Genomic DNA, 21,904 nt, shown 5'->3' with positions numbered 1-21,904 from the left:
GATAGATAGTGACAAAAGAGGTATCAAGTATGAAGGAAAAAGACATTCACAGAGCAACAAGCCAGATTGTAGAAGATGTAATAGACAAGGCTAATTTGAGGCAAGGAGCTATCTTTGTTTTGGGCCTTTCTTCTAGTGAGGTGATAGGTGGTCAGATTGGCAAGGAATCCAGCCAAGAAATTGGGGAAGTCATTGTGAAGACCATTCTAGCTATCCTAGAGGAAAAAGGAATTCATCTAGCCGTTCAAGGTTGTGAACATGTCAATCGGGCCCTCGTCGTTGAACGTCAGGTAGCAGAGCAGTTTGGCCTGGAAATCGTCAGTGTCCTTCCGACTCTTCATGCAGGAGGTTCGGGTCAATTGGCAGCCTTCAAGTTTATGCAGGATCCAGTTGAGGTTGAATTTATCAAGGCCCATGCTGGATTAGATATCGGAGATACCGCAATTGGCATGCATGTCAAGCATGTTCAAGTACCAATTTGCCCTGTACTGCGTGAAATTGGGCATGCTCATGTAACGGCTCTAGCTAGTCGTCCAAAATTAATTGGTGGTGCGCGTGCGCAGTATCCACAAGATTCTATCAGAAAGTCGTGAACTTATTCTGTAGTAACAGAAGAAAAGTAAAAGACAGAGGAAAAATGGTATAGATACCAGGACTTCCTCTGTTATTTTTTTGTTGAATTTTTGTGTAAAGTGCTCCAAATAAGATCAGTTTTTACAAGAAGAAGGGACGCCATCTGAAGGAAAATTGCCAAAAGTAGAAAAAGTAAAGTAGAGAATTTTTTTCGTTATAGAAATCAGTAAACAAAGCTGGATTTAGCTGTTCTAGGTCGGCTTTTTTGTGCTATACTTAAGGTATGCATAGAAAAACAGTGATAGATTTTAGGGCTTTGGGGGAGAGATACACCTTCACTCAGCCTATCAAAGAGTTAAAAACGAGAGATTTAGCAGAAGTGGCGGACTTGCTGCCACAGGTGGAGAGCTACCAAGAGCAAGGTTATTATGTGGTGGGCTATGTCAGTTACGAGGCTGCACCTGCATTTGAGGAGAAATTAGCAGTTCATAAAGCTCCTTTACTGGCAGAGTATCTACTATATTTTACCGTTCACGATAGGGTGGAAACATCCCCTATTCCTCTGACTTATGAGGAAGTAGATCTGCCTTCAAAGTGGCAGGAAGAAACATCTGCAGAGAACTATGAAAAGGCTATTGCCCAGATTCACCATCATTTGCGTCAGGGAGACACCTATCAGGTCAACTACACCGTCCAACTCAAGCAGGACTTAAGTGCCAATCCTTTTGCCATCTACAATCGTATGGTGGTAGAGCAGGAGGCGGGCTACAATGCTTATGTAGAACATGACGAGATGGCAGTGATTTCTATGAGCCCAGAGCTCTTTTTTGAGCAAAATGACCAGGAATTAACGACTCGCCCGATGAAGGGAACAACCCAGCGGGGAGTGACTGACCAAGAAGACCTTGCCCAAGCTAGCTGGCTAGAACAGGATCCTAAAAATCGCTCTGAAAACATGATGATTGTAGATCTCTTGCGCAACGATATGAACCGTATTTCTGAAGTTGGGAGTGAGCACGTGGAGCGTCTGTGTCAGGTGGAACAGTATTCAACTGTTTGGCAGATGACTTCGACCATCAAGAGTCAGTTGCGAGAGGATGTGGACCTAGTTACCATTTTTCGCTCACTCTTTCCTTGTGGTTCCATAACGGGCGCACCTAAAATTGCGACTATGGAAATCATTAAGAACCTGGAGCCTCAACCCAGAGGAGTTTACTGTGGAACGATTGGTCTCTTGCTTCCAAATGGGCGACGAATTTTCAATGTTGCCATTCGGACCATTCAACTCTACAAGAGCCAAGCCATCTATGGAGTTGGCGGAGGGATTACTTGGGATAGTACTTGGGAATCTGAATATCGTGAAGTGCATCAAAAGGCGGCTGTTCTCTATCGTAAACAAGCTCGTTTCAAATTGATTACTACAGGGAAAATCAGCCAGAAACGTTTGCTATTTGAAGATCAACATCTGAAAAGATTGACAAAGGCGAGTCGTTATTTTTCCTTTCCTTTTGACCCAGAAGAACTGAGACAAAAGATAGAGGAAGAGTGTCAAGCTTGTGATTCTCACCAAGACTATCGTTTGCGAATTACTATCAGCAAGTCTGGAGAGATGGAACTCAGTCGCCAAATCTTAACACCCCTCAGCCCAAGTTTCTGCAAAGCCAAACTTTGTCTGCAAGAAGCAGATTTGAATCAATCATTTACCTACTTTAAAACAACTCATAGACCACATTTAAGCCTAGGAGAGCAAGAGAAGATTTACCATAATGCAGCAGGAGAGCTATTGGAAACTTCTATTGGAAATCTGATCTTAAAAATTAATGGTAAACTCTACACACCGCCTACCAGTCTAGGAATTTTGCCAGGAATCTATCGTCAGCATTTGCTAAAAACAGGACAGGTAGAGGAAAAAGTCTTGACTTTGGCAGACTTGAACCAAGCAGAAGCTGTCTATGGCTGTAACGCAGTGAGAGGTTTGTATGAGTTGAGGATTGAATCTTAAGTTAGCAAACTTTGGAATAAAGAAAGTGATTAAATGAGAATAAATTCACGCAAACCTTTGCACAAAACAGACGATTTTGTTATACTATATCTGTAAGCATTTTCAATTAAAAAGGAGAAGACGATGAGTCAAAAGATTATTGGGATTGACCTTGGTGGAACATCTATCAAGTTTGCAATTTTAACTCAAGAGGGAGAAATCCAAGAAAAATGGTCTATCAAGACTAATATTTTGGATGAGGGAAGTCATATTGTAGATGATATGATTGAGTCTATTCAGCATCGTTTGGACTTGCTTGGATTGTCATCTACGGATTTCCGAGGCATTGGAATGGGATCACCTGGTGTGGTTGACCGTGAAAAAGGAACTGTTATCGGTGCCTACAACCTCAACTGGAAAACCCTTCAACCAATTAAAGAAAAGATTGAAAAAGCCTTGGGTATTCCATTCTTCATCGATAATGATGCCAACGTAGCTGCTCTTGGTGAGCGCTGGATGGGTGCTGGTGAAAACCAACCAGACGTTGTCTTTATGACACTTGGTACAGGTGTTGGTGGCGGTATCGTGGCAGAAGGCAAATTGCTTCACGGTGTCGCTGGTGCGGCAGGAGAACTTGGTCATATCACTGTTGACTTTGACCAACCAATCGCTTGTACTTGTGGTAAGAAAGGCTGTTTGGAGACAGTTGCTTCTGCAACAGGGATTGTCAACTTGACACGTCGTTATGCTGATGAATACGAAGGCGATGCAGCCTTGAAACGCTTGATTGATGACGGTGAAGAAGTAACTGCTAAAACTGTCTTTGACCTTGCAAAAGAAGGGGATGACCTTGCCTTGATCGTTTACCGAAACTTCTCACGTTACTTGGGAATCGCTTGTGCTAATATCGGTTCAATCCTAAACCCATCAACAATCGTTATCGGTGGTGGTGTGTCAGCAGCTGGAGAATTCCTTCTCCAAGGTGTTCAAAAAGTCTACGACGAAAATACCTTCCCTCAAGTACGCACATCCACAAAATTGGCTCTTGCAACTCTAGGAAATGACGCTGGAGTTATCGGAGCAGCATCACTTGTATTGCAATAAGATCATAAAAGGAGAAAAACACTACTTTAAAGCCAGTGATTTTCCTCCTTTCTTTTTTTATGCTATACTAGTTAGGACAATAAATGAGGTGAGAGAAAATGACAAAAGCAGATACGATTTTTAAAGAAAATATTGAACGAATCCTCAAAGACGGTGTCTTTTCTGAACAAGCACGTCCCAAGTACAAGGATGGGACTGTTGCTAATTCCAAGTACATAACGGGCGCCTTTGCGGAGTATGATTTGTCTAAGGGGGAGTTTCCCATCACAACCTTGCGTCCCATTGCAATCAAATCCGCCATCAAGGAAGTACTCTGGATTTACCAAGATCAGTCTAATAGCTTAGATGTTCTCAATGACAAGTACAATGTTCACTACTGGAATGACTGGGAAGTGGGGGATACGGGAACCATCGGTGAACGCTATGGGGCGGTCGTTAAGAAACACGATATTATCAATAAGATACTTAAACAGTTGGAAGCCAATCCTTGGAACCGCCGCAATATCATCTCACTCTGGGACTACCAAGCATTTGAGGAGACAGACGGCCTCCTTCCATGCGCCTTTCAGACCATGTTTGATGTCCGTCGTGTTGATGGGGACATCTATCTGGATGCGACCTTGACCCAGCGTTCGAATGATATGTTGGTGGCCCACCATATCAATGCCATGCAGTATGTGGCTTTACAGATGATGATTGCTAAGCATTTTGGATGGAAGGTTGGGAAGTTTTTCTATTTTATCAACAACCTCCATATCTATGATAATCAGTTTGAACAAGCTCAGGAATTGCTCCGTCGTGAGCCGTCAAACTGCCAACCACGCTTGGTTTTAAATGTTCCTGATAGGACTAATTTCTTTGATATCAAAGCGGAAGATTTTGAGTTGGTTGACTATGATCCAGTCAAGCCACAACTGAAGTTTGATTTGGCTATTTAAGAAAATAAAAAGAAGTTGAGATTTCTCAACTTCTTTTGTTGCTTAATGTGATACGCGGCGGCGAGCTGCTTTTTTGCGGTTTTCTTCGATGAAAGCTGCTTTTTGCTCTTCTGGCTCAATCACTTTCTTTTTAATTGCGTATACTGCACCTGCAACGGCAGCGACAGTTCCTGCGACACCTGTTACAAGACCTTTAGCGAATCCTTTAGCCATGAGTCTTCCTCCTTTATCTTCCCGATCAGCCAGGCTCCTCAAGTGGTAGCATTTTTCTGACTGACCTTTTTGTGATATAATAATAGTAACGAAAAAATGGAAATTTTTCAAGGAAAAAAGATGAAAACAAAAATAATTGTGATTGTTGGACCGACTGCTGTTGGGAAGACAGCCCTTGCTATTGAAGTGGCCAAGCGCTTTGGTGGAGAGGTCGTCAGTGGTGACAGTCAGCAAGTATACAGAGGGTTAGATGTTGGGACGGCCAAGGCTAGCCCAGAGGAGCAAGCAGCTGTTCCTCATCATTTGATTGATGTCAGAGAGGTGACCGAGTCTTACTCGGCTTTTGATTTTGTTTCAGAAGCTAAGAAGGCTATTGAGGATATTCAAAGTCGTGGCAAGCTTGCTATTATAGCGGGAGGTACCGGACTTTATATCCAGAGTTTGCTGGAAGGCTATCATCTAGGTGGGGAGACACCTCATGAGGAGATTTTAGCCTATCGCGCTAGTTTAGAGTCTTATTCAGATGAGGAATTAGCCCATCTTGTGGAGCAAGCAGGTCTTAAAATTCCCCAGTTTAACCGTCGTCGTGCCATGCGTGCCTTGGAGATTGCCCATTTTGGTCAGGATTTGGAAAATCAGGAAAGTCCTTATGAACCACTGATTATCTGCTTGGATGATGAACGCAGTCAGCTTTATGATCGTATCAATCGCCGAGTAGATCTGATGTTTGAGGCTGGGCTTTTGGATGAGGCCAAGTGGCTCTTTGACCATTATCCAGATGTGCAGGCAGCCAAAGGCATTGGCTACAAGGAACTCTTCCCCTATTTTCGAGGAGAGCAGACTCTCGAGGAAGCCAGCGAGAGTCTCAAACAGGCAACTCGTCATTTTGCTAAGCGTCAGTTGACCTGGTTCCGTAATCGCATGCAGGTTACCTTTTATCAGATAGGAGAGCCTGACGTTCAGGACCGCATTTTAAGCCAGATTGAGGAGTTTTTAGATGATTGAAACGGAGAAAAAAGAGGAACGAGTCCTGCTCATCGGTGTGGAATTGCAGGGCATGGACAATTTTGACCTCTCCATGGAAGAATTGGCCAGTCTGGCTAAGACTGCTGGAGCAGTCGTAGTCGATAGCTACAGGCAAAAACGGGAAAAGTATGACTCCAAGACCTTTGTGGGCTCTGGTAAGTTGGAAGAGATTGCACTCATGGTAGATGCAGAAGAAATTACTACTGTCATCGTCAATAATCGCTTGACGCCACGGCAAAATGTCAATCTAGAAGAAGTTCTGGGTGTCAAGGTGATTGACCGTATGCAGTTGATTCTGGATATCTTTGCCATGCGGGCTCGAAGCCATGAAGGGAAACTCCAAGTCCACCTGGCCCAGCTCAAGTATCTCTTGCCTCGCTTGGTTGGTCAGGGAATTATGCTCAGCCGTCAGGCAGGGGGAATTGGTTCCCGTGGTCCAGGTGAAAGTCAGCTGGAACTGAACCGTCGTAGTGTTCGTAATCAAATCACAGATATCGAGCGTCAGCTCAAGGTGGTAGAGAAAAATCGGGCAACAGTCAGAGAAAAACGTCTGGAGTCAAGCACCTTTAAGATTGGTTTGATTGGCTACACCAATGCTGGGAAATCAACCATCATGAACACCTTGACCACTAAGACCCAGTATGAAGCAGACGAGCTGTTTGCGACCCTGGATGCGACGACAAAGAGCATCCATCTAGGGGGCAATCTTCAGGTTACCTTGACAGATACGGTTGGTTTTATCCAGGATTTGCCGACTGAATTGGTTTCCAGTTTCAAGTCAACCTTGGAAGAAAGCAAGCATGTGGATCTTCTGGTTCATGTCATCGATGCCAGCAATCCTTATCACGAGGAACATGAAAAAACGGTTCTGTCTATCATGAAAGACTTGGATATGGAGGATATTCCTCGCCTGACTCTTTATAATAAAGCGGATTTAGTGGAGGATTTCATGCCTACCCAAACGCCGTATGCCCTCATTTCTGCCAAGTCTGAGGATAGTCGTGAGCAGTTGCAAGCATTGTTTTTGGAGAAGATCAAGGATATTTTTGAAGTCTTTACCCTGCGCGTGCCTTTTTCAAAGTCTTACAAGATTCATGATTTAGAAAGTGTTGCGATTCTGGAAGAACGTGATTATCAGGATGACGGTGAAGTGATTACAGGCTATATTTCCGAGAAAAATAAATGGAGGTTAGAGGAATTTTATGACTGATATTAAAACTTTGGCTCTAAAGTATGGAGGCTATACAAGTCTGGATAAGGTCTATCTGGATCAACTTCTAGCTGCTAAAACAGAGCAAGAGCAGTTGACTCTCATCACCCCTCCTCCGAGTGTAGTCAATGCCTACTTTGCTGAACTCTACCAGAAAAAGAGTCCTGAAGCTGCGACGGATTATTTTGCAGAACTCAGTCAGGAACTGAATCTCTACAATGCTGAGCCAAGTTTCACCTTTGAAAATAAGCCTTTTATTCGTCTTAATTTATCTGGCAAATCCTTTGGCTTTTGCTATGAGAGTGAGGGACTGGGGCGGATTTTCTCAGAAGCTGAGGAAGTAATCACAGCTGACTTGCTCTTTGAAATTGCGCAAATTTTCCCCCATCAACTCGTCTTTGAAGAATCTGGAAAGATTTACATGAAGGATGCTGGAGATGAGGAAGTTGTTAGCGTGAAGAATCTCACAGCTTTGACTGATTTAGAAAGTTTAGCAGATGGTCGCAAGCGTCTCAAAGGTTACAGCCAAGAGGATTTGCTTCAAGAGTCTAAAGCTTTTACTGGCAAGCGCCATTTCCGATCGGAAAATCGCACAGCCATGTTATATATTGATTAATTAGAAAGTATCGAATGGATATTCAATTTTTAGGAACAGGGGCTGGTCAGCCCTCTAAAGCCCGCAACGTTTCAAGTCTCGCCCTGAAACTCTTGGACGAGATTAACGAAGTTTGGCTCTTTGACTGTGGAGAAGGAACGCAAAATCGCATTCTGGAAACCACAATCCGACCACGTAAGGTCAGCAAAATCTTTATCACTCACCTGCATGGAGATCATATCTTTGGCTTGCCAGGATTCCTTTCTAGTCGTGCCTTTCAGGCCAATGAAGAGCAGACAGATTTGGACATTTATGGACCACAAGGGATTAAGTCATTTGTCTTAACCAGTCTACGTGTGTCAGGTTCTCGTCTGCCTTACCGCATGCATTTTCATGAGTTTGACCAAGATTCTCTAGGAAAAATCCTTGAGACCGATAAATTCACTGTGTATGCAGAGGAGCTGGACCACACTATTTTCTGTGTTGGCTATCGTGTCATGCAAAAGGACTTAGAAGGTACCTTGGATGCTGAAAGACTTAAGGCTGCTGGTGTTCCATTTGGCCCGCTTTTTGGAAAAATCAAAAACGGTCAGGACGTTGTTCTAGAAGACGGAACTGAAATCAAGGCTGCTGACTATATCTCAGCGCCACGTCCAGGTAAGATTATCACCATTCTGGGTGATACCCGAAAAACCAATGCCAGTGTGCGTCTAGCTGTCAATGCCGATGTCCTTGTCCATGAGTCCACTTATGGTAAGGGTGATGAGAAGATTGCCCGCAACCACGGTCACTCAACCAATATGCAGGCAGCACAAGTAGCAGCAGAAGCTGGTGCTAAACGCCTCTTGCTCAATCATATCAGTGCTCGTTTCCTCTCAAAAGATATCAGTCAGCTCAAGAAAGATGCAGCAACTGTTTTTGAAAATGTCCATGTGGTTAAAGACTTGGAAGAAGTTGAGTTATAATTCTTCAAGTTCGTTGAGAGGGAAATAAGATGACTGTTGAAAATCGTTTATTGGATAAAGCAGATTGGTATTTTGAAAATGCATTAACCAACTACTTGCACAGCTATTCATTACAAAAAGAAGAGCTAACCCAAAAAGATTATCGGGAGATTTATCGTTGGGCTGCGAATCATATCGGTTTTTTCGTTACTTGGCTCATCCAGCATGATGCCAAAGAAATCATGTCTCCTGATGAAGAAACGGTATTCCAAAGTGTAAAAAATGAGCAAACTTTGGGTGTTGATTATCTTTTAGACTGGTGCGATGGTAAACTGGGAACAATGGATATTACAAAGGATTTTCAGGCTTTTGTAAATGACTATTATGAACATCAGTATATGGATGATTATTCCGAATTTGTAGTCAATGACTTGTATGATTTGCCTTTAGAATTTTTAGGTAGCTGGGAGGATTATTATCTGTTTGCTCCTGTCATTGATCAAGCTTATGCTCATTATTTAGCTGGAAAAAGATTTCATTAAATTGACCAACACTTTGAAAGGAATAGAGATGCGCACCATCATCATCACTGGGGCTAGCGGTGGCTTAGCCCAAGAAATGGTCAAACTCTTGCCAAATGATCAACTCATCTTACTAGGTAGAAACAAGGAAAAATTAGCTCAACTCTACGGAAATCATCCTAATGTGGAATGGATTGAAATCGACATTACTGATGACTCAGCCATAGAAGCTCTGGTAGCTGACCTCTATCTCCGTTATGGCAAGATTGATGTCTTGATTAACAACGCAGGATATGGAATTTTTGAAGATTTCGACCATATCTCTGATCAAGACATTCACCAGATGTTTGAGGTTAATACCTTTGCTCTGATGAATCTATCTCGGCGCCTTGTGGCTCGTATGAAGGAAAGTCGAAAAGGCCATATCATCAATATCATCAGTATGGCAGGTTTGATAGCGACTAGCAAGTCCAGTCTCTATTCAGCGACCAAGTTTGCGGCTATTGGATTCTCAAACGCTCTGCGCCTCGAACTCATGCCCTATGGTGTCTATCTAACGACGGTCAATCCAGGACCGATTCGTACTACCTTTTTTGATCATGCAGACCCATATGGGAGCTACCTCAAGTCGGTTGACCGCTTTCTTTTAGAACCAGATGCAGTGGCTAGAAAGATTGTCAAAACCATAGGAAAAAACAAACGGGAACTCAATCTCCCAGTTTTGTTGAACCTAGCCCATAAGTTTTATACCCTCTTTCCCAAGCTAGCTGATAAGTTGGCAGGGGGAATCTTTAATTATAAGTAAAAAAAGTTCCTTTTGTAAGGAACTTTTTTATGATATTTTACTGAGTGACAAGAAATGTTTGTTTTTTGTTCTAAATCTACATTCACATTTTTTGAATCTTCTACATATTTTAGAAAAAACAATCAAAAATATGATTTTTTAGTTTGGAGGATTGAAGTTATCTATATCATTTTATAAAATAAGAGTAGAAGACTATGAAAAAGTAATACGCTTACAATTAAATGGAAGCGGTTGCTAAAGGAGGATTTTATGGAAAATGGCCATTGGAATCGTAAAAGAGTCTATAGCATTCGTAAGTTTGCCGTAGGCGCTTGCTCTGTCATGATTGGAACCTGTGTGGTTCTATTTGGAGGAAGTGTTGTTGGAGAATCACCAGTTTTCGCGGATGAAACTCCTATCACCCACACTGTGGAGCAAGCAAAAGAGGACAGTCCGGCAGTGGAGGAAAAAGAAAATCAAGCTGTAGCAGAGCACAAGGATGCTGCAAGTGTCGACCAAAGTCAAGCTGCTCAAATTGAAGCAAGCAAACCAGAGGTGAAAGAAGATGAACCTGTAGCTCCAAAAGAGGAGAAAGCGTCTCTAAAACCTGAAGAAACAGCTCCAAAGGTAGAATCTCAAGCTTCAAGTCAAGAAAAGCCAGTCAAGGAAGATTTGAAAGCTGCGACAAATGAAGAAGTGAATCAAATGATTGAAGATAGAAAAGTGAATTTTAATCAAAATTGGCACTTTAAACTCAATGCGAATCCTAAAGAAGCTGTGAAATCAGATGCAGACGTATCAACATGGCAAAAATTGGATCTTCCACACGACTGGAGTATCTTTAACGATTTTGACCATCAGTCACCTGCCCAAAACGAGGGTGGACAGCTCAATGGTGGTGAAGCTTGGTATCGCAAGACCTTTAAACTTGATGAAAAAGATCTCAAGAAAAATGTTCGAGCGACCTTTGATGGTGTCTATATGGATTCTCAAGTCTATGTCAATGGCCAGTTAGTGGGGCATTATCCAAATGGTTATAACCAGTTCTCATACGATATCACCAAATACCTTCACAAAGATGGTCGTGAGAATGTGATTGCTGTCCATGCGGTTAACAAACAGCCAAGTAGCCGTTGGTACTCAGGTAGTGGTATCTACCGTGATGTAACCTTGCAAGTGACTGATAAGGTTCATGTTGAAAAAAATGGAACAACTATCTTAACACCAAAACTAGAAGAACAGCAACATGGTAAGGTTGAAACTCATGTAGCCAGCAAAATCGTCAATACAGATGATAAAGACCATGAATTGGTGGCAGAGTATCAAATCGTTGAACGTGGTGGTCAGGCTGTAACAGGTTTGGTTCGTACAGCAAGCCGTACTTTAAAAGCACATGAATCAACAAGCCTAGATGCGATTTTAGAAGTTGAACAACCAAAACTCTGGACAGTTTTAAATGATAAACCTGCCTTGTACGAATTGATTACGCGTGTTTACCGTGACGGTCAATTGGTTGATTCTAAGAAAGATTTGTTTGGTTACCGTTACTATCACTGGACTCCAAATGAAGGTTTCTCTTTGAATGGTGAACGCATTAAATTCCATGGTGTTTCCTTGCACCATGACCACGGAGCGCTTGGAGCAGAAGAAAACTATAAGGCAGAATACCGTCGTCTCAAACAAATGAAGGAGATGGGCGTTAACGCCATCCGTACAACTCATAACCCTGCAAGTCCACAGACCTTGCAAATCGCAGCAGAACTTGGTTTGCTGGTTCAGGAAGAGGCCTTTGATACTTGGTATGGTGGCAAGAAACCTTATGACTACGGACGTTTCTTTGAAAAAGACGCTACTCACCCAGAAGCTAGAAAAGGTGAAAAATGGTCTGACTACGATCTTCGTACCATGGTCGAAAGAGATAAAAATAACCCAGCTGTCTTCATGTGGTCTATCGGGAATGAAATTGGTGAAGCAGATGGAAAGGCTCACTCTCTTGCAACGGTTAAACGCTTAGTAAAAGTGATTAAAGATGTTGATACTACACGTTATGTTACTATGGGAGCAGATAAGTTCCGCTTTGGTGATGGTAGCGGTGGTCATGAGAAGATTGCCGAAGAACTCGATGCAGTTGGTTTCAACTATTCAGAAGACAACTACAAGAAACTTCGTGCGAAACATCCAAACTGGTTGATTTATGGTTCAGAAACATCTTCAGCAACCCGTACACGTGGAAGTTACTATCGCCCTGAACAAGAATTGAAACATAGTAACGGACCTGAGCGTCATTACGAACAGTCTGACTATGGTAATGACCGAGTTGGCTGGGGTAAAACGGCAACAGATTCATGGACGTTTGACCGTGACAACGCTGGCTATGCTGGACAGTTTATCTGGACAGGTACGGACTATATCGGTGAACCTACACCATGGCACAACCAAAACCAAACTCCCGTTAAGAGCTCTTACTTTGGTATCGTAGATACAGCTGGTATTCCAAAAAATGACTTTTATCTCTACCAAAGCCAATGGGTTTCTGCCAAGAAGAAACCAATGGTGCACCTCCTTCCTCACTGGAACTGGGAAAATAGAGAATTGGCATCGAAAGTTGAAGATTCAGACGGAAAAATCCCAGTTCGTGCCTACTCAAACGCTGCAAGCGTTGAATTGTTCTTGAACGGTCAATCTCTTGGAGTTAAAAAGTTCAACAAGAAACAAACCAGTGATGGCCGTACCTACCAAGAAGGTGCGAATGCCAAGGAACTCTATCTTGAGTGGAAGGTTGCTTATCAACCAGGTACTTTGGAAGCTGTAGCTCGCGATGAAGCTGGAAACGAAATTGCACGTGATAAGAACACGACTGCAGGCCAACCAGCAGGTGTTCGTCTCATCAAGGAAGAACACGCAATCGCAGCAGATGGAAAAGACTTGACTTACATCTACTACGAAATTGTAGACAGCCAAGGAAATGTGGTACCAACTGCTAATAATCTAGTTCGCTTCCAATTGCATGGCCAAGGTCAACTTGTCGGTGTAGATAATGGGGAACAAGCCAGCCGTGAACGTTATAAGGCACAAGCAGATGGTTCTTGGATTCGCAGAGCCTTTAACGGTAAAGGGGTTGCCATTGTTAAATCAACTGAGCAAGCAGGTAAATTCACTCTAACAGCCCATTCAGATCTCTTGAAATCTGGTCAAGTAACGGTCTTTACTGGTAAAAAAGAAGACCAAGAAAAGACCGTTCTCGGAACAGAAGTACCAAAAGTACGTACTGTTATTGAGAAAGAACCAAAAATGCCGAAGACAGTCGGTTTTATCTACAGTGATGGCAGTCGTGAAAAACGTCCAGTAACTTGGTCTTCAGTTGATGTGAGCCAAGCAGGAGTTGTGACTGTTAAAGGTATGGCAGACGGACGCGAAGTTGAGGCCCGTGTCGAAATTCTAGCAATCGCAAATGAGCTTCCAACTGTTAAGCGTGTTGCTCCAGGAACAGACTTGAGCGCTGTTGACAAATACGCTTCTATTGCTGTTACGGATGGAAGCGTACAAGAATACGAAGTTGATAAGTGGGAGATTTCGGAAGCAGATAAAGCTAAACTGTCAGTTGCAGGATCACGTATTCAAATGACTGGTCAACTGGGTGGTGAGACTATTCACGCTACCCTTGTGGTAGAAGAAGGTAATCCTGCGGCTCCTGCAGTACCAAATGTAACTGTTGGTGATGAAGCTGTCACAGGACTTAGTAGCCAAAAACCAATGCAATACCGCACTCTTGCTTATGGAGCTAAGTTACCAAAAGTCGCAGCAAGTGCTGAAAATGCAGCTGTTACAGTGGTGCAAGCAAGTGCAGCAAACGGTATGCGTGCAAGCATCTTTGTTCAACCAAATGATGGTGGCCCTCTTCAAATGTATGCTATTCAGTTCCTCGAAGAAGCACCGAAAATTGACCACTTGAGCTTACAAGTAGAGCAAGCTGACGGTCTTAAAGAAGACCAAACAGTGAAATTGTCTGTACTCGCTCACTATCAAGATGGAACACAAGCAGTTTTACCAGCTGATAAAGTAACCTTCTCTACAAGTGGTGAAGGGGAAGTCGCGGTTCGTAAAGGAATGCTTGAGTTACATAAGCCAGGAGCAGTCACTCTGAAAGCGGAATATGAGGGAGCTAAAGGCCAAGTTGAACTCACTATCCAAGCCAATACTGAGACGAAGGTTGCGCAATCTATCCGTCCAGTAAATGTAGTGACAGACTTGCATCAAGAACCTACTCTTCCAACAACAGTAACGGTTGAGTATGACAAAGGTTTCCCTAAAACTCATAAAGTCACTTGGCAAGCCATTCCAAAAGAAAAACTCGACCACTATCAAACCTTTGAAGTTCTAGGTAAAGTTGAAGGTATTGACCTTGAGGCGCGTGCAAAAGTCTCTGTAGAAGGCATCGTTTCAGTTGAAGAAGTCAGTGTGACGACCCCAATCGCAGAAGCGCCTCAATTACCAGAAAGCGTTCGTACCTACGATTCAAATGGTCACGTTTCATCAGCTAAGGTTACTTGGGATGCGATTCAATCAGACCAATACGCCAAGGAAGGTGTCTTTACAGTTAATGGTCGCCTAGAAGGTACGCAATTAACAACTAAACTTCATGTTCGCGTATCTGCTCAAACTGAGAAGGGAGCAAATATTTCTGACCAATGGACCGGTTCAGAATTGCCACTGGCCTTTGCTTCAGACTCAAATCCAAGCGACCCTGTTTCAAATGTTAACGACAAGCTCATTTCCTACAATAACCAACCAGCCAACCGTTGGACAAACTGGAATCGTAAGAAAGACGCATCAGTAGGAGTTCTCTTTGGTGACTCTGGTATTTTGAGCAAACGCTCTGTTGATAACTTAAGCGTTGGCTTCCACGAAGACCACGGAGTTGGTGTACCGAAGTCTTATGTGATTGAATATTACGTCGGTAATACCGTTCCAACAGCACCTAAAAACCCTAGCTTTGTTGAAACTGAAAATCATGTCTTTAACGATCCTGCCAACTGGAAAGAGGTAAGCAATCTCAAAGCACCAGCTCAATTAAAAGCTGGAGAAATGAATCACTTTAGCTTTGATAAAGTTGAGACCTATGCGGTTCGCATTCGTATGGTAAGAGCAGACAACAAACTTGGAACTTCTATCACAGAAGTACAAATCTTTGCGAAACAAGTTGCGGCAGCCAAACAAGGACAAACGAGAATCCAAGTTGACGGTAAAGATTTAGCAAACTTTAACCCTGATTTGACAGACTACTACCTTGAGTCTGCAGATGGAAAAGTTCCTGCAGTAACAGCAAGTGTTAGCAACAATGGTCTCGCTACCGTCGTTCCAAGTGTTCGTGAAGGTGAGCCAGTCCGTGTCATCGCTAAAGCTGAAAATGGCGACATCTTAGGAGAATACCGTCTACATTTCACTAAGGACAAAGACTTACTTTCTCGTAAACCTCTTGCTGCGGTCAAACAAGCTCGCTTGCTACAAGTAGGGCAACCACTTGAATTGCCAACGAAGGTTCCTGTTTACTTCACAGGTAAAGACGGTTACGAAACAAAAGACTTGGTAGTTGAATGGGAAGAAGTTCCAGCAGAAAATCTGACAAAAGCAGGTCAATTTACTGTTCGAGGCCGTGTCCTTGGTAGCGACCTCGTTGCGGAATTCTCTGTACGAGTGACAGACAAACTTGGTGAGGCCCTCTCAGACAACCCTGACTATGATGAAAATAGTAACCAAGCCTTTGCCTCAGCAACTAATGATATTGACGACAGTTCTCATGACCGTGTTGACTATATCAATGATAGAGATCATTCTGAAAATCGTTGTTGGACAAACTGGTCTCCAACACCATCTTCTAATCCAGAAGTATCAGCGGGTGTGATCTTCCGTGAAAATGGTAAGATTGTAGAACGGACTGTTGCTCAAGCCAAACTTCACTTCTTTGCAGATAGTGGTACAGATGCACCATCTAAACTCGTTTTGGAACGCTATATTGGTCCAGAGTTTGAAGTGCCAACCTACTATTCAAACTACCAAGCCTACGACGCAGACCATCCATTCAACAATCCAGAAAATTGGGAAGCTGTTCCTTATCGTGCGGATAAAGACATTGAAGCCGGTGATGAAATTAACGTTACCTTTAAAGCTGTCAAAGCCAAAGCCATGAGATGGCGTATGGAGCGCAAAGCGGATAAGAAGGGTGTTGCGATAATTGAAATGACCTTCCTTGCTCCAAGCGAATTGCCTCAAGAAAGCACGCAATCGAAGATTCTTGTAGATGGAAAAGAACTTCCTGATTTCGCTGAAAACCGTCAAGACTATCAGGTAACTTATAGCGGACAACGTCCAAAAGTTTCAGTTGAGGAAACAGACCAAGTGGCTTCAACAGTTATAGATAGCGGAGACGATAGCCTTCCAGTACTTGTTCGTCTTGTTTCAGAAAGTGGAAAACAAGTCAAGGAATACCGTATCCAGTTGACCAAGGAAAAACCAGTTTCTGAGAAGACAGTTGCTGCTGTACAAGAAGAACTTCCAAAACTCGAATTTGTTGAAAGCGATTTGGCCTACAAGACAGTTGAGAAAAAAGATTCAACGCTGTATCTAGGAGAAACTCGTGTAGAACAAGAAGGAAAAGTTGGTAAAGAACGTATCTTTACAGCGATTAATCCTGATGGAAGTAAGGAAGAAAAACTTCGCGAAGTGGTAGAGGCTCCGACAGACCGCATCGTCTTGGTTGGAACGAAACCAGGAACCTCCCTTCCAGAAGATGAAGTGAAGAACCTTGTCCTTAACAGACCAGAACTTGTAATCGAAGAAGAAACAATTGACTTCAAGGTTCAGGAACGTAAGTCTGATAAGTTGTATCTAGGTGAAACTCGTATCCTCCAAGAAGGACAAAAAGGTATCCGTGTTCACTTGATCGAAGTTGAAAATGGCAAGCGAACTGAAAAAGAAAGCTATGATAAAGTCATGGCTCAGGATCGCATCGTAGAAGTAGGTACGGCTGGTGAAACAACTAAACCAGTACCTCAAGAATCTACAAAACCACAAGTATCAGAAAAAGCAGATACAAAAGAAATTGCTTCAAATGCAGCTAGTCAAGCTCAAGAAGAGCAGTTGCCAAATACAGGAAGTGCAGAAAGTCAAGCAGCTCTAGCAGCAGGCTTAGCTCTTCTTGGTTTGAGTGCAGGTCTAGTGGCCACTAAAGGAAAAAAAGAAGACTAGAATGAATAACTATTTCTTCTAAATGTATTTCAGAAAGACCAGGGAAACCTGGTCTTTTTGTATTCAATTCAAGACAAATAAAAATTCCAAATTTATATTAATTTCAGAAAGAATGTTGAGTATTATACAATTTTATTTGATTAACAATTATATAAAGTAGTCGGAATAAAAATTAAGATAATTCAAACTTATAAATAAATGTAATATTTTAATATGTTGCTTTTTAAGTGCTTCTTATAAATTGAAGCTAGTTTTATAGGCATTCTGTCACTTGAGAGAAAGCTTTAAGTTGATAAAATAAAAATATAAGTTAAAATTTTACACAGTGTCAATATTTTGTAAAGAGTAATAACCTTATATTATTACAAAAAAGTTAATTTTGTTTTATAATAAAATTAAAGGAGGTTTCTATATTAAAAACAGAACCAATATGATAAATAATTGCAATTGCATACTGTAAGAACGTCTGTAAATGTGATGTAGTTTCATCAATGCGCCTCATCCATTTTAATGAATTTGAAAGGAGATGTTGTTGAGTTTTGACAATCATAGTTGGTCGTTTTATGTTTTCGGTTATTTAGAAAGGAAGAAAATGAAGAACAAGAAATTTTGGTTATCCATCCTAACTTCTCTGGCATGTGTTCTAGGGATAATCCTTGCTCCCAATTCAGCAGAAGCGAAGGAGTTAAAGAATGTTATCAGTAATATCGGAATTTGGGAAGTTGATAATGGTAAATTTATAAGTCCGGATGAAAATGGAATTTATAACCTTTCTCCAGAGCACCATGACTACTCAAACTATAAGTTCTCAGTGGATTATGATTTGAGTGCCTACGATGGCAAATTGGAGGACGGTGATACCTTTACCTTTACAGTCCCAAGTCCGTTAACCGTGAGAAATGAGAGTTTTGACTTGAAAGACAAAGAAACAGATCTCGTTATCGGGGAAACTCAAATTGTATCAAATGGGGATAATCATGGTGGTAAGGTAACTATTACATTAAAGAATCTGAAAGCTTACCTTGAGAAAAAAGGTGGCTATCAAGTACAAAATGTCAAAGGGACATTCTTTGTTGGTTTTAGTTCTAAAAATGAACTAAGCAATGAGACGCTTCGATTTGATAAAACGGAAACTATAAATGAAATTACACACCAGATTAAGGTAAAAAGAGGAGAAGCATCTGATTATTCTGAAGGTATTGGACGTGCTAATTTCAGTAAGTATCATGGTCTGATTTACAAAGAGGATTGGACATCTAGTGCTCTAAATAAGAGTGGACAATATTTACACAGTTGGTATGTTCGAGCTAATCCGAAACAAGCTGCCTATAACAAAATTGAAATTCATGACTGGGTTGATCCTAATGCCTCACCGATGCAGATGATTCCAGAAACATTTAAAGTTACGGCAGGTTGGTACGATAAATCTTATTACTTTAAAGATGAGGTGATCTTAGAAGCTGGTAAAGATTACCAAGTTAGTTGGAATGAGTCATATACCGATTTTACTTTAACAATTAACAATGCTTCTTCAATTGTTGCTAAGAACGGGAAACCTGCAGCATTTCGAATTAATTATAAAACAAGTGCTCCAGCTGATGGAACAAAAGTTCAGAATAATGCTGAAATGAAGGGTGATGACCAGATTCTTACATATGACGACTATAGTAATAAGACAGTCGTTAAGCAAATCGGAAACTCAGTCGTTGCATCTGGCGGTACAATTCAGTTAGAAACTGGTTACCGTATCATTCTTTACAAGGTCGACGAGCTGACTCATGACCGTCTAAAAGGAGCAAAATTCAAGATTACTCCTCCAGCAGGAGCTACGGCTAAAGAGGAAATTGTAACGACAAATGATGACGGAATTGCTGAGTCATCTATTTACTCAGAAAGTGATATCAAGAAAGGGAACTTTACAGTAACCGAGGTTGAGGCTCCTGAGGGATATGAGTTAAATCCTACTCCATTTGAGATGACTGTTGGACAAGATGGAGCTATCAAAACAGTTACAAATAAGCGTAGCAAAGCAAAAGTTAAGATTAAAGCTAATAAAACACTTACTGGTCGTGAGTTGAAAGCTGATGAGTTTGAGTTTACTTTGACAGACCAAGATGGTAATGTGAAAGAAACAGTCAAGAATGACAAAGATGGAAACGTTAAGTTCTCAGCCTTGGAATTCGATAAAGTTGGAACTTTCACATACAAGATTGCTGAAAAAGCTGGTACTGCTACAGGTATCACCTACGACACGAAAACAATCACAGCTACAGTTACTGTAACGGACAATGGTAAAGGTGGCCTTGAAGCAACTGTTGCTTACGATGATGAAAAAGCATTCGAGAACACTTACACTCCAGCGAAAACTGAAGTTTCTGTGAAGAAAGTATGGGATGATAAGAACAACCAAGACGGTAAACGTCCAACTTCTATCACAGTTAAATTGCTTGCGGATGGTCAAGATACTGGTAAGACTCTTGAGCTTAACGCCGCAAACAACTGGGCTGGAAGCTTCACAAACCTTGATGCTGATAAAGGTGGAACACCTATCAAGTATACTGTAGTAGAAGTAACTGTTACTGGTTACACTTCTGATGTTACTGGTGACGCTGCATCAGGATTCACTATCACAAATAGCTATTCTCCAGAAACAGTTGATGTAAAAGCAACTAAGAACTGGGATGACGAGAACAACCAAGACGGCAAACGTCCAACTAAGATTACAATCAATCTTTTAGCAGACGGTCAGAAAGTTGATTCGAAAGAAGTTCAAGCAGCCGCAGACGGAACTTGGACTGTCGAATTCACGAAATTAGCAAAATATAAAGATGGTAAAGAAATCACATACACTGTAACAGAAGAAGCCGTAGCAGAATACGAATCAACTATTACAGACTTTACCATCACAAACAAATATGCTCCTAAAGCAATCGACTACAAAGTAACAAAAGTATGGAACGACGCTAATAACCAAGACGGCAAACGTCCTGAGTCCGTAACGGTTCAACTTTATAAAAAAGTAGGAGATGCTGATCCAGTAGCCGTTGAAGGTAAGAAATTGACCTTGACAGCTAAGGATAAGACCGACGCTAACACTTGGGTAGCATCATTTACAAATCTTCCACAATACGAAGCTGGTAAAGAGATCGCTTACTCAATCAAGGAAGTAGATGTACCAGCTGGCTATGAAGCCTCTGTAACTGGTCAAGTAGTGACTAACACTCACAATCCAGATACAGTTATCCTTTCAGGAACTAAGGTGTGGAAAGATAACAACAACCAAGACGGCAAACGTACATCATCTGTGAAAGTTCAAATTCTTAAAAACGATAAAGAAGTCGTTCAAGAAATTGAAGTATCAGAAGCAACTGGTTGGAAGTTCGAATCAAAAGCACTTCCTAAGTATGAAAATGGTAAACTAATCAAGTATACTGTCAAAGAAGTGGTTGTCAAAGGATATACTTCAACAATCACCACAGAAAAAGAAGGTAAGTACACCATTACCAATGAATATACACCAGAAAAAATTGCTGTAAGTGGACAAAAGACTTGGATTGACAATAACGACCAAGATCGTATCCGTCCAGCATCTATTACAGTGAAGCTACTTGCCAATGGTAAAGATACTGGCAAGACAGCAACAGCCACAGCGGAAACAGGTTGGAAGTATGAATTTACTAATCTGGACCGTTACCAAGATGGTAAAGCAATCGAGTACACAGTCAAAGAAGTTGGTGTTCCTACAGGTTACACAGCTACTGAAACTGGTATGAATGTGACCAACACCCATACACCAGAAAAAACATCTGTAAAAGGTAAGAAGATTTGGAAAGGTGATGAAAACCATAAAGACGCTCGCCCAGCATCTATTACAGTTAAACTATTTGCCAATGGTAAAGATACTGGTAAAACTGCAATAGCTTCAGAAGCAAGTGGTTGGACTTATGAATTTACAGACCTTGATCGCAATCAAGATGGTAAAGAAATTACCTATACCATTGATGAGGCAGAACTTCCTAAAGGGTATACAAAAGCGGTGGATGGTTACACGATTACGAATACTTACACCCCAGAGAAACCAGGCCCAAAACCTAAACTTCCTAACACTGGCGAAAAAGCATCTAACGCAGCAGTAGTTACAGGACTCGCTTTGATGGCAGTGACTGGTGGATTGTACTTTGTAAGCCGTAAAAATAAATAATCTAGCGTGAGAAAGATAGTTTTCATTTATTTTCTTAGGTTTAACCTGTGATAAAAAGACCAGAGGCTTCCTCTGGTCTTTTTAGGTAAAGGAGTAAAAGAAAAACCCAGTATTTAAATACAGGGTTAGTAATCATTTTACCATCATCAATTCGACAATCATAGCTAAGTAGATGATTAAGGTAAGGAGAAAACCTGCTCTCCAGAAGAATTTGATAAATTTAGGGTAGTAAAAACTTCTTTTTTTGAGGATGAAAAAGACAACTAGGAGGATTGCTAGGAGAGAAAGTGCGACACCAAGTCGCGGTAGAAAGTTGTGGGTAAAGGCTTTAGCAGTGATAAGGTAGTACTCGAATACCAAAAGTGGAAAAGCTAAATCCGCGAAATTAATTCTTAGTTTTTTTAGTCCGAAAAGCTTGGTGACAATAAAGCAAACCACCAAGGTTAATATCAATAATAAAATAGATGCTATTTTCATTAAAATCATACCCATATTGTATCATAAAAAATCACTAAAGGAAATGAGAAACAAGGGAATTTGTTGGAAAGTCAGGCTTTTGAGATTGTTGG

General features: G+C 41.5%; 14 protein-coding genes. 12 read left to right on the top strand and 2 right to left on the bottom strand.

The features are described from left to right. Positions 1 to 29 precede the first annotated feature (29 nt). The 4 genes from SORDD25_RS02480 to SORDD25_RS02465 all read left to right on the top strand — a co-directional run bounded on the left by SORDD25_RS02480 (position 30) and on the right by SORDD25_RS02465 (position 4,596). Complete coding sequence (locus SORDD25_RS02480) at positions 30 to 593, top strand: TIGR01440 family protein (protein WP_061852498.1); 564 nt, start codon at positions 30 to 32, stop codon at positions 591 to 593. 263 nt (positions 594 to 856) lie between these two features. Continuing rightward, positions 857 to 2,575 carry an aminodeoxychorismate synthase component I gene (gene pabB, locus SORDD25_RS02475; protein WP_061852497.1) on the top strand — a complete coding sequence of 573 codons (1,719 nt, stop codon included), beginning with the start codon at positions 857 to 859 and terminating at the stop codon, positions 2,573 to 2,575. Between the two features lie 123 nt (positions 2,576 to 2,698). Then, complete coding sequence (locus SORDD25_RS02470; RefSeq protein ID WP_061406775.1) at positions 2,699 to 3,658, top strand: ROK family glucokinase; 960 nt, start codon at positions 2,699 to 2,701, stop codon at positions 3,656 to 3,658. 98 nt (positions 3,659 to 3,756) lie between these two features. Continuing rightward, positions 3,757 to 4,596, top strand: a complete 840-nt coding sequence (locus SORDD25_RS02465; RefSeq protein WP_061852496.1) for a thymidylate synthase — start codon at positions 3,757 to 3,759, stop codon at positions 4,594 to 4,596. Positions 4,597 to 4,638: 42 nt separating this feature from the next. On the opposite strand, the gene SORDD25_RS02460 is transcribed toward SORDD25_RS02465, so the two are convergent. Continuing rightward, the gene (locus SORDD25_RS02460; protein WP_001051782.1) at positions 4,639 to 4,809 is read right to left on the bottom strand and encodes a DUF3042 family protein; all 171 of its coding nucleotides are present in this window, start codon (positions 4,807 to 4,809) and stop codon (positions 4,639 to 4,641) included. Positions 4,810 to 4,929: 120 nt separating this feature from the next. Here SORDD25_RS02460 and miaA point away from each other — a divergent pair, with 120 nt between their 5' ends. From miaA to SORDD25_RS02420, 8 genes are all read left to right on the top strand, one after another. Next, positions 4,930 to 5,814, top strand: coding sequence for a tRNA (adenosine(37)-N6)-dimethylallyltransferase MiaA (gene miaA, locus SORDD25_RS02455; RefSeq protein WP_061852495.1), 885 nt, complete (start codon positions 4,930 to 4,932; stop codon positions 5,812 to 5,814). Next, positions 5,807 to 7,045 carry a GTPase HflX gene (hflX, locus tag SORDD25_RS02450; protein WP_061852494.1) on the top strand — a complete coding sequence of 413 codons (1,239 nt, stop codon included), beginning with the start codon at positions 5,807 to 5,809 and terminating at the stop codon, positions 7,043 to 7,045. Before miaA ends, hflX begins: the two co-directional genes overlap by 8 nt. Further along, positions 7,038 to 7,661: a hypothetical protein gene (locus SORDD25_RS02445; RefSeq protein WP_061852493.1), complete on the top strand. Its 624-nt coding sequence runs from the start codon at positions 7,038 to 7,040 to the stop codon at positions 7,659 to 7,661. The genes hflX and SORDD25_RS02445 overlap by 8 nt, the downstream gene beginning before the upstream one ends. A 14-nt stretch (positions 7,662 to 7,675) precedes the next feature. After that, positions 7,676 to 8,605: a ribonuclease Z gene (rnz, locus tag SORDD25_RS02440; protein WP_000354326.1), complete on the top strand. Its 930-nt coding sequence runs from the start codon at positions 7,676 to 7,678 to the stop codon at positions 8,603 to 8,605. A gap of 29 nt (positions 8,606 to 8,634) precedes the next feature. After that, complete coding sequence (locus SORDD25_RS02435; protein WP_061852492.1) at positions 8,635 to 9,126, top strand: DUF7832 domain-containing protein; 492 nt, start codon at positions 8,635 to 8,637, stop codon at positions 9,124 to 9,126. Between the two features lie 28 nt (positions 9,127 to 9,154). Next, positions 9,155 to 9,910 (top strand): SDR family NAD(P)-dependent oxidoreductase, encoded by a 756-nt coding sequence (locus SORDD25_RS02430; protein WP_061852491.1) that lies wholly within the window; start codon positions 9,155 to 9,157, stop codon positions 9,908 to 9,910. Between the two features lie 249 nt (positions 9,911 to 10,159). Beyond that, complete coding sequence (gene bgaA, locus SORDD25_RS02425; RefSeq protein ID WP_061852490.1) at positions 10,160 to 17,134, top strand: LPXTG-anchored adhesin/beta-galactosidase BgaA; 6,975 nt, start codon at positions 10,160 to 10,162, stop codon at positions 17,132 to 17,134. Positions 17,135 to 17,726: 592 nt separating this feature from the next. Next, positions 17,727 to 21,335 carry a Cna B-type domain-containing protein gene (locus SORDD25_RS02420; protein WP_061852489.1) on the top strand — a complete coding sequence of 1,203 codons (3,609 nt, stop codon included), beginning with the start codon at positions 17,727 to 17,729 and terminating at the stop codon, positions 21,333 to 21,335. A gap of 132 nt (positions 21,336 to 21,467) precedes the next feature. On the opposite strand, the gene SORDD25_RS02415 is transcribed toward SORDD25_RS02420, so the two are convergent. After that, the gene (locus tag SORDD25_RS02415) at positions 21,468 to 21,827 is read right to left on the bottom strand and encodes a DUF3397 domain-containing protein (protein ID WP_061852488.1); all 360 of its coding nucleotides are present in this window, start codon (positions 21,825 to 21,827) and stop codon (positions 21,468 to 21,470) included. Positions 21,828 to 21,904: the final 77 nt, after the last annotated feature.

The sequence above is a fragment of the Streptococcus oralis genome (genome assembly GCF_001579525.1).
GTDB lineage: Bacteria > Bacillota > Bacilli > Lactobacillales > Streptococcaceae > Streptococcus > Streptococcus oralis_M.
The sequence above is the reverse complement of the archived record's forward strand: the minus strand, read 5'-3'. Positions and strand labels throughout refer to the sequence as shown.

What these genes read in the sequence shown, in the direction of transcription:
- SORDD25_RS02480 (WP_061852498.1), top strand. Translation starts at nt 30, where the DNA reads ATGAAGGAAAAAGACATTCACAGAGCAACAAGCCAGATTGTAGAAGAT.
- pabB (WP_061852497.1), top strand. Translation starts at nt 857, where the DNA reads ATGCATAGAAAAACAGTGATAGATTTTAGGGCTTTGGGGGAGAGATAC.
- SORDD25_RS02470 (WP_061406775.1), top strand. Translation starts at nt 2,699, where the DNA reads ATGAGTCAAAAGATTATTGGGATTGACCTTGGTGGAACATCTATCAAG.
- SORDD25_RS02465 (WP_061852496.1), top strand. Translation starts at nt 3,757, where the DNA reads ATGACAAAAGCAGATACGATTTTTAAAGAAAATATTGAACGAATCCTC.
- SORDD25_RS02460 (WP_001051782.1), bottom strand. Translation starts at nt 4,809, where the DNA reads ATGGCTAAAGGATTCGCTAAAGGTCTTGTAACAGGTGTCGCAGGAACT.
- miaA (WP_061852495.1), top strand. Translation starts at nt 4,930, where the DNA reads ATGAAAACAAAAATAATTGTGATTGTTGGACCGACTGCTGTTGGGAAG.
- hflX (WP_061852494.1), top strand. Translation starts at nt 5,807, where the DNA reads ATGATTGAAACGGAGAAAAAAGAGGAACGAGTCCTGCTCATCGGTGTG.
- SORDD25_RS02445 (WP_061852493.1), top strand. Translation starts at nt 7,038, where the DNA reads ATGACTGATATTAAAACTTTGGCTCTAAAGTATGGAGGCTATACAAGT.
- rnz (WP_000354326.1), top strand. Translation starts at nt 7,676, where the DNA reads ATGGATATTCAATTTTTAGGAACAGGGGCTGGTCAGCCCTCTAAAGCC.
- SORDD25_RS02435 (WP_061852492.1), top strand. Translation starts at nt 8,635, where the DNA reads ATGACTGTTGAAAATCGTTTATTGGATAAAGCAGATTGGTATTTTGAA.
- SORDD25_RS02430 (WP_061852491.1), top strand. Translation starts at nt 9,155, where the DNA reads ATGCGCACCATCATCATCACTGGGGCTAGCGGTGGCTTAGCCCAAGAA.
- bgaA (WP_061852490.1), top strand. Translation starts at nt 10,160, where the DNA reads ATGGAAAATGGCCATTGGAATCGTAAAAGAGTCTATAGCATTCGTAAG.
- SORDD25_RS02420 (WP_061852489.1), top strand. Translation starts at nt 17,727, where the DNA reads ATGAAGAACAAGAAATTTTGGTTATCCATCCTAACTTCTCTGGCATGT.
- SORDD25_RS02415 (WP_061852488.1), bottom strand. Translation starts at nt 21,827, where the DNA reads ATGGGTATGATTTTAATGAAAATAGCATCTATTTTATTATTGATATTA.